Raw genomic sequence first — 6,404 nt, forward strand, 5'->3', positions numbered from 1 at the left:
TTCCCAGTTGTAATCAGGGAACGGAGCCTTTTTAGTCCTCAAACAAGGGTACTTTTTCAGTGGTCTCGACCTATCCTTATGTCCCAAATTATTGTATATTAACCACATAAAAATCTAAATTTACAGTCTCACCATCACTATCATATACTCCATAAGATAATATCCCATTAGTAAAGATCGGTTTAGATAATTCCATTTTAGAACTAGTTATCGAGCCAGCTATTCCCTTTTTTAAATCAAGTATATATATATCACTCATTCCAGAACGAAATATAATAGTATTAGCGTTAATAAAAATAGGAGTATCTAATGGTATAGGTTCATCAGCAACAAATGACATGAGCTCATTTGGTTTCTTTTTGTTATAAATGTTAACTAATCTATCTTCTGTGTAAACTACATAATTATTTTTAAACGAGAAATCAATAATTCTATCTTCTTTTGCAATTTTTGTAAATTCCTCCCTTTTTTCGATTGGCTCTGTTAAATTTTAATGTTGATTATTCCTAAAAATTAAAGGAAATCCTAATTATTTAGTTTCCTTAATTCTTGTTCAACTAAACCAGCTAATAGGATGTCAATATTTTTCATTAAAATTCTATAAAAATAAATGCTATACTAAAAATGCTCATGCCAAATAACCTTCCTCAATCCTATTGGAAGGTTTTTCATTAGTTACTTAATTGTATCTCTCAAGCCAAATCAAGGAAAGTTTCTTTGCTTTTTAGTAAGGCAAAAATCCAATGAACAAGTTTGTTTGTACAGGCTATCATAGCTACTTTAAAAGGCTTTCCTTCTTCTCGCTTTTTATCATAGAACGCTTTAAGTTTCTTATTGCGAGAACCTCTTATCCCACAGAGAACAGCCATATATAAGGCATGACGCAATCTGCTTGAACCTCTCTTGGTAATCCGATTTATTGTCGCTGTAAATTTACCTGAAGAATGTACACTTGGATCAATTCCAGAGAAAGCAGCCAGTTTTTTAGGATGATTAAACCGTTCAATTTCTCCAATTTCGGAAATAATCGTTGCCGCGATTTTTTCTCCGATGCCAGGGATTGACTGGATAATCTTATATTCTTCTATTTCTCCTGCAAGGGCATCTATTTGATCATCTAACTTTGCTAGATGCTCTTGGTATTGGAGAAGCATTTGGATATACATTTCAAGGCTTATCAAATGACTTTGATACAATGTGCTCTTAAATGGATTGCGTTTCGCTGCTTCAAGGAGCTTCTTTGCTCTGTCCCTAGCCCAACGCTCTGAACGACTCAAACATAAACTTGAAATCTTTTCTGTTAATCTAGTTTCTCCAGCTTGTAACACAGATTCTGAAGTACTAAATTCCAACAGTAAATTTAAAGACACTTTAGAATACGTATCTCCAAATACCCCTTTGTATTCAGGAAATACCTGATCAAGAATCGCATGGAACTGTAATTTAGCTTGAACATATAGACCAGTAATTGTTTCATGCTGTCTTGTAAGATTACGAAGGTTTAAAAGTTGGATTCCCCTTTTCTTATACGGCTCAAAATCTTCTTTGTAAAACAGTTCACACAAACGAAATGCATCTATTTCATCCGTCTTTACTTTTCGTAAACTTGACTTTTTAGCGTTATAAGAAAGTAACGGATTAACCAGAATATACACGTAATTCTGTTCATCTAAAAATTGAATTACAGGTATGTGGTAATGCCCCGTGGATTCTAATATAATTGTTGGCTCAACCTTAGACTCCTTCTCCACCTCCTCTAAAAAGCGAAGTAAATTTGTTAATTCCTCAGTAGTGTGAGATACAGTAAAACTTTTTCCATATGGCTTTCCTCTATCTAAAAATGCTTGAACCTGACTTTCCCCTTTTGAAACATCCAGACCAACTACTGGATTCATTTTTTATCTCTTCCTCTCCATTTATTTGCCAGTAACCCCTATTCCTCCATGCAGTATCATAGCTTCGCTTGTTATACGAGATCATTGTCCCAACCAGCCTCAAACATGTTTCTCCAAGTAGGGGGCGGACAGTTTAGTTGACGGGATCTTTGTCCCACGCACCCGTACGTCCTACCCTGGCTACTGATATAATAGATTCTATTAAAAAAAGGTCAACCAGTAAAAACTGGTTAACCATATAATACGAACACACCCGTAAATTAGTGTTTTTCAAGATGAAGTACAGAAGAATTCATTTGTAAATTCCATAATTAAAGCGTAAACACTAAGGCTTATAGGCGAAAAATTTACAATTAAAGCAAAAATTCGTTTAACTAAATTTTCTTTACTGAACATTGAAATAATGCTTAGAGGAATACCAATCAAAGAACTATAAAACACAATTAATGTGAAGGGACGTAATATAGAATCCAAGCTATCGTTCGACGTTATAGAGGATAAATATAAGGAAATCGGGAAAACAATAATCGTAGACAATGCTATATAAAACGAAATTTTAGTGAATACCTTTAAATTTTTCCTTTCCAAAAAAACTCGCCTCCTTAATAAATTCAACTAAACTGCCTGTGAACAGTAACTACACTTTGAATTTTGACAGTCGTAAACTGTCATATGTGTCCGTCATTTCATATACAAATGATGTTAATAGGAATTCTTTTATACCTCCTTTAGGCGAACAACAAAAAAGTTGCTGTTCCTCATGTAATTTGAAGTGAATACGACTTGATACATTTCTATTAAACTAGATTATTCAAGTAATGCACAAATCCTTATTCCCTTACACAATCCTAAAAAGTGTAGTTTAGGTGAATGGAAAAATAGCCTATATTTACCTTGCATTATAATTCTCTAACAGTATAGTAAAAGTAACTTGTTTATTTTTCACTAGATATCATGACATATTTCGACTTTATACATGGAGGACACGATACATGGGTGACGAAATCAAAATACAATACGCTGATGTGGAACAAGTCCTTTCAAAGGTAAACGCCTCATCTAATGCGTTTCAAACAACCCTACCTACTTCTATTGGTAAGCATAATATACTTAATTTAGTTAGAGTAATCAACCGAATCAAACAATCTTTGCAGCAAGTAAATGAATCATACAAATCATTATTACTCTCTAATAAAGAAGCAACGGACCATGCAATACAATCAATGCGTAAAATAGATGATCAACTTTCATCTACTATAAAAGCACTAAAATAGGGAGAGAAGTCCAAAATGAAAATAGTAGAAGTGGACTCACTAACTTCAGGTTACATAATGATCAGTTCCTTCAAAAAGTGGATCATGCAAAACAAAAGATCAATCAAACCATTGAACAAGTATACACCTTTGATTATCAAACAACAGGTATGCTTACACCTATAGAACAAAACATTCAACAAATGCAAACTTATATACAAGACATACAATCTAGGTTTTAAAACAGCTCAATTAAGGTAGATACATATACTAAAGAAACAATTACTCCTATATATAACTCTCTTGATGTATTCAAAAAATATGAAAAGGATTTAAGAAATGGGACAAATTCAAAGTAATTTTCAAAAGGCAGAGCAAATTGCTACGCAAATGGGGACGGCATCTGATGCAGTTCAAAGTGCAACAAATAAAGTCATAACTAAGTCAGAACGTACAACGTTGTCTGCTAACGCCAAAGCACAAGAAGCCAATCAACAAGCTTTAGATTTAACTAAACAATTTTATATGGCCTTTCAACAAGGGGTTAACAACATTCATTCTGTAGCCCAAGAGTTTGTGCGTATAGATAACGAACTCCAAAAGAATTTTAGTCAGTCTCCTTTCATGAAAGCTCCTTTAGTCGATATGACAATCTACGCGAACGAGAAAAAATAGGAGGGAAAAGATGAAGCATGATCTCGAAAAACAGTACAATCAACTGAATCACAAATTAAGAAGTCTATCCGAAGAACAACATCAAAATCAACGGGCGATTCAAAGACAAGAACAAACGGAAGCAGATTTTTATGAATGGAAAAGTCGAAGCAGCCGTTTGTTTGACCGCATTTTAGAAACTTGGCACAAAGATAGAAAACTAGGGCAGTTCTTTCACAATATGCGTCAAGATGTACAACAAATCGAACGAAAACTCACCTATGAATTGGAAGACAAAGAAGAAACGTTGCTAAAAGAGAAAGAATATCTGAGTGATTTAGAAAATGACCTTTGCTATCAAAAGCAAAATCTAGCACGGGAGATAAATTCATGAGTTTAGATATGTACCTAGGGGAAGTACAAACTCAAACAAAAAGTATGAATGATATGTGTATCGCCACTATTCAAGGTATGGAACAAGTCATCAATTCCATTGACGCTTTTGTATGTGATGTAGTTCTTCAAGGAAAAGCCTATGATAGTGCAAAAACATTCTTTGCACAAACTTATCGTCCTTTAGCTCAAGGGATTATTTACTTGTGTGAAGAATTAATTCGCCAAAACGATGCCTTTCCAAATAATTTTCAATCACAAGTCTCTTCAACAGATGTTATCGAACAAAAAGTACTAGAACAAATTAAAGAGCTTGAGCAAATGATAGCAGCGATGGAGGCAATGAGTGAAAACATGCCGGGCGCGCAAGCGATGACACAGATTTATTATGCTATGAAACAGAAGCTTGAAGAACTGTTAATACATCTGCATGAATTCAATCAAACATCTAGCAGTAATTATGATATGGCACTTCAACTAGTCGCTAGTATCACTAAAGGTCTTGCGGAAGTTCAAAGTGGAAAAGGTTTTTCTGCCTCCAGTGGTACATTTAGTACTCAAGGACTGAACATGGAGTGGACTACACCTATTCAAAAAATTGCAGAAGAGAAAGTACGTGAAGCTGATAAATTTAAGGATGACAGTCTGTTTGAAGAAGAATCGGTTGAAAAAACCAACCCAGAGAAATTTTTGAGTGGCGTTTGGGATGGTTCAGGGCAAGCTGTTGGAGATACGATAGAGGGTATAGTAGCACTTGGTAAATGGGAAACGTGGGAGAATATGGGGTATGCAGTTACTCATTTAGACGAAGCGTTACCTGCTACGTGGAATGTATTGTCAGATTCATTTATTAATGATGTGATAAATGGTGATTTAGAAAGTGGTACAAGGTGGTTTAGTTATACCTTAACGCAGATAGGATTAGGATTGATTGGTGGAAAAGGTCTCGACAAAGTTTCTAAACTTGCTAAAGGTACAAATTTCACGGCGAAGTCTGCTAAATATATTCCGAATATTTATAATAATCCAGAGCCGGCACTGGCTGGGGTTCAAGCTGTTTCAAAACCTGTACCTTATAATGTGATCGATGACAATAAACTTTTATCCCAGATAAATTCGGAGGTCGATAAGGTTTATGGGAGCGGTAAGGGTACTACTAAACCTTTACAAAATCACCACTATGCAACAAATAAAAGTAAGAAATACACTCTTCAAATGGAGAATATAACAAAAAAGTATGGTTTAGATTTAGATGATGAATGGAATAAGGAATTATTACCTCATCAAGGGAGACATCCAAATGCATATCATGATTATGTATTAGATAAACTGAGTACTTATGATAGATTAGCTAAAGGAGATAGGGAGAAATTTCTTAAATTGTATGAAGGGTTAAAGCAGGAAGTAAGGGATAATCCAGATATGCTATATAAAGAATATTGGAGGTCAAAATGAAATATTTTAAACTAATTTTAGATGACAGCAACGATGATGATGTAGTTGTTCATTGTGAGGATACACATGGATTTGAACAGTATGAGTTAAAGGAAGGGAATTTTTTAGAAAATTGGAATGACAATATCACTTTTTATTTTAATCTACATGATGGAAATAGATTTACTGACTATTTAGCAAATAATTTAGGCTGGTTCATTGTATCAAAAAAGTTTAAGGATTTAATAAAAAAAATTGAAGAAGATGTCCAATTTCTACCTGTAAATGTTGTTGATTTTGAAAGTAAATATAAAATAGAGAATGATGAATATTTTGTTGCAAATGTATTAGGGATAGTTGACGCATTAAACCTAGAAAACTCTGATTATAGTGTTTTGGATTTAGACGGTGAAAAAATATATTCTGTAAGAAAATATGCAGTATCAGAGGACAAAATTAATAACAAAAATTTATTCAAATTAAAGGGAGATGAAATTCCATTATTCGTGTCAGAAACTTTTAAGCAATTAGTTGAAGAAAGTAATATTACTGGTTGTGAATTTCTAGAAATAAGAAATATCTAATAATTTTTCATGAAACCTGGGAGTGTAATATTAACTGTGTAAGTAAGGAATGCGTACGATTCCTTACTCACACAGTTTTTTTGTTTGATAGAATAATAAGTATAAAGCTAAAGGAGTGTTTTCAATGGGAAAATTGAAAAGAGATCCAAACTCCGTAGAATTAGCTAACAAGATTATCGAACAGTACCAAC

Annotated in this window: 7 protein-coding genes and 1 pseudogene; 6 read left to right on the forward strand and 2 right to left on the reverse strand. The window is 33.7% G+C overall.

Features of this window, described 5'->3' with window-relative positions:
* Positions 1–88 precede the first annotated feature (88 nt).
* Positions 89–340, reverse strand: coding sequence for a hypothetical protein (locus ACE38V_RS18005; RefSeq protein WP_375843393.1), 252 nt, complete (start codon positions 338–340; stop codon positions 89–91).
* 352 nt (positions 341–692) lie between these two features.
* A complete protein-coding gene (locus ACE38V_RS18010) occupies positions 693–1,895 on the reverse strand; it encodes an IS110 family RNA-guided transposase (protein ID WP_375843395.1) in 1,203 nt (400 codons plus the stop codon).
* Positions 1,896–2,887: 992 nt separating this feature from the next.
* Between ACE38V_RS18010 and ACE38V_RS18015 the strand changes: the two genes are divergently transcribed.
* From ACE38V_RS18015 to ACE38V_RS18040, 6 genes and pseudogenes are all read left to right on the forward strand, one after another.
* A complete protein-coding gene (locus ACE38V_RS18015) occupies positions 2,888–3,169 on the forward strand; it encodes a YwqI/YxiC family protein (protein ID WP_375843397.1) in 282 nt (93 codons plus the stop codon).
* Complete coding sequence (locus tag ACE38V_RS18020) at positions 3,166–3,390, forward strand: T7SS effector LXG polymorphic toxin (protein ID WP_375843416.1); 225 nt, start codon at positions 3,166–3,168, stop codon at positions 3,388–3,390. Before ACE38V_RS18015 ends, ACE38V_RS18020 begins: the two co-directional genes overlap by 4 nt.
* A gap of 97 nt (positions 3,391–3,487) precedes the next feature.
* Positions 3,488–3,757: pseudogene (locus ACE38V_RS18025) on the forward strand (TIGR04197 family type VII secretion effector); the annotation flags it as partial.
* Between the two features lie 76 nt (positions 3,758–3,833).
* Positions 3,834–4,196, forward strand: a complete 363-nt coding sequence (locus tag ACE38V_RS18030; RefSeq protein WP_375843399.1) for a DUF3958 family protein — start codon at positions 3,834–3,836, stop codon at positions 4,194–4,196.
* On the forward strand, positions 4,193–5,650 hold the full coding sequence (locus ACE38V_RS18035; protein WP_375843401.1) for an AHH domain-containing protein: 1,458 nt from the start codon (positions 4,193–4,195) through the stop codon (positions 5,648–5,650). Before ACE38V_RS18030 ends, ACE38V_RS18035 begins: the two co-directional genes overlap by 4 nt.
* Positions 5,647–6,213 (forward strand): imm11 family protein, encoded by a 567-nt coding sequence (locus ACE38V_RS18040; RefSeq protein WP_375843403.1) that lies wholly within the window; start codon positions 5,647–5,649, stop codon positions 6,211–6,213. The genes ACE38V_RS18035 and ACE38V_RS18040 overlap by 4 nt, the downstream gene beginning before the upstream one ends.
* The last annotated feature ends 191 nt before the right edge of the window (positions 6,214–6,404 follow it).

It is taken from the genome of Cytobacillus sp. Hz8, assembly GCF_042263505.1.
GTDB lineage: Bacteria > Bacillota > Bacilli > Bacillales > Cytobacillaceae > Bacillus_BE.

What these genes read in the sequence shown, in the direction of transcription:
- ACE38V_RS18005 (WP_375843393.1), bottom strand. Translation starts at nt 340, where the DNA reads ATGTCATTTGTTGCTGATGAACCTATACCATTAGATACTCCTATTTTT.
- ACE38V_RS18010 (WP_375843395.1), bottom strand. Translation starts at nt 1,895, where the DNA reads ATGAATCCAGTAGTTGGTCTGGATGTTTCAAAAGGGGAAAGTCAGGTT.
- ACE38V_RS18015 (WP_375843397.1), top strand. Translation starts at nt 2,888, where the DNA reads ATGGGTGACGAAATCAAAATACAATACGCTGATGTGGAACAAGTCCTT.
- ACE38V_RS18030 (WP_375843399.1), top strand. Translation starts at nt 3,834, where the DNA reads ATGAAGCATGATCTCGAAAAACAGTACAATCAACTGAATCACAAATTA.
- ACE38V_RS18035 (WP_375843401.1), top strand. Translation starts at nt 4,193, where the DNA reads ATGAGTTTAGATATGTACCTAGGGGAAGTACAAACTCAAACAAAAAGT.
- ACE38V_RS18040 (WP_375843403.1), top strand. Translation starts at nt 5,647, where the DNA reads ATGAAATATTTTAAACTAATTTTAGATGACAGCAACGATGATGATGTA.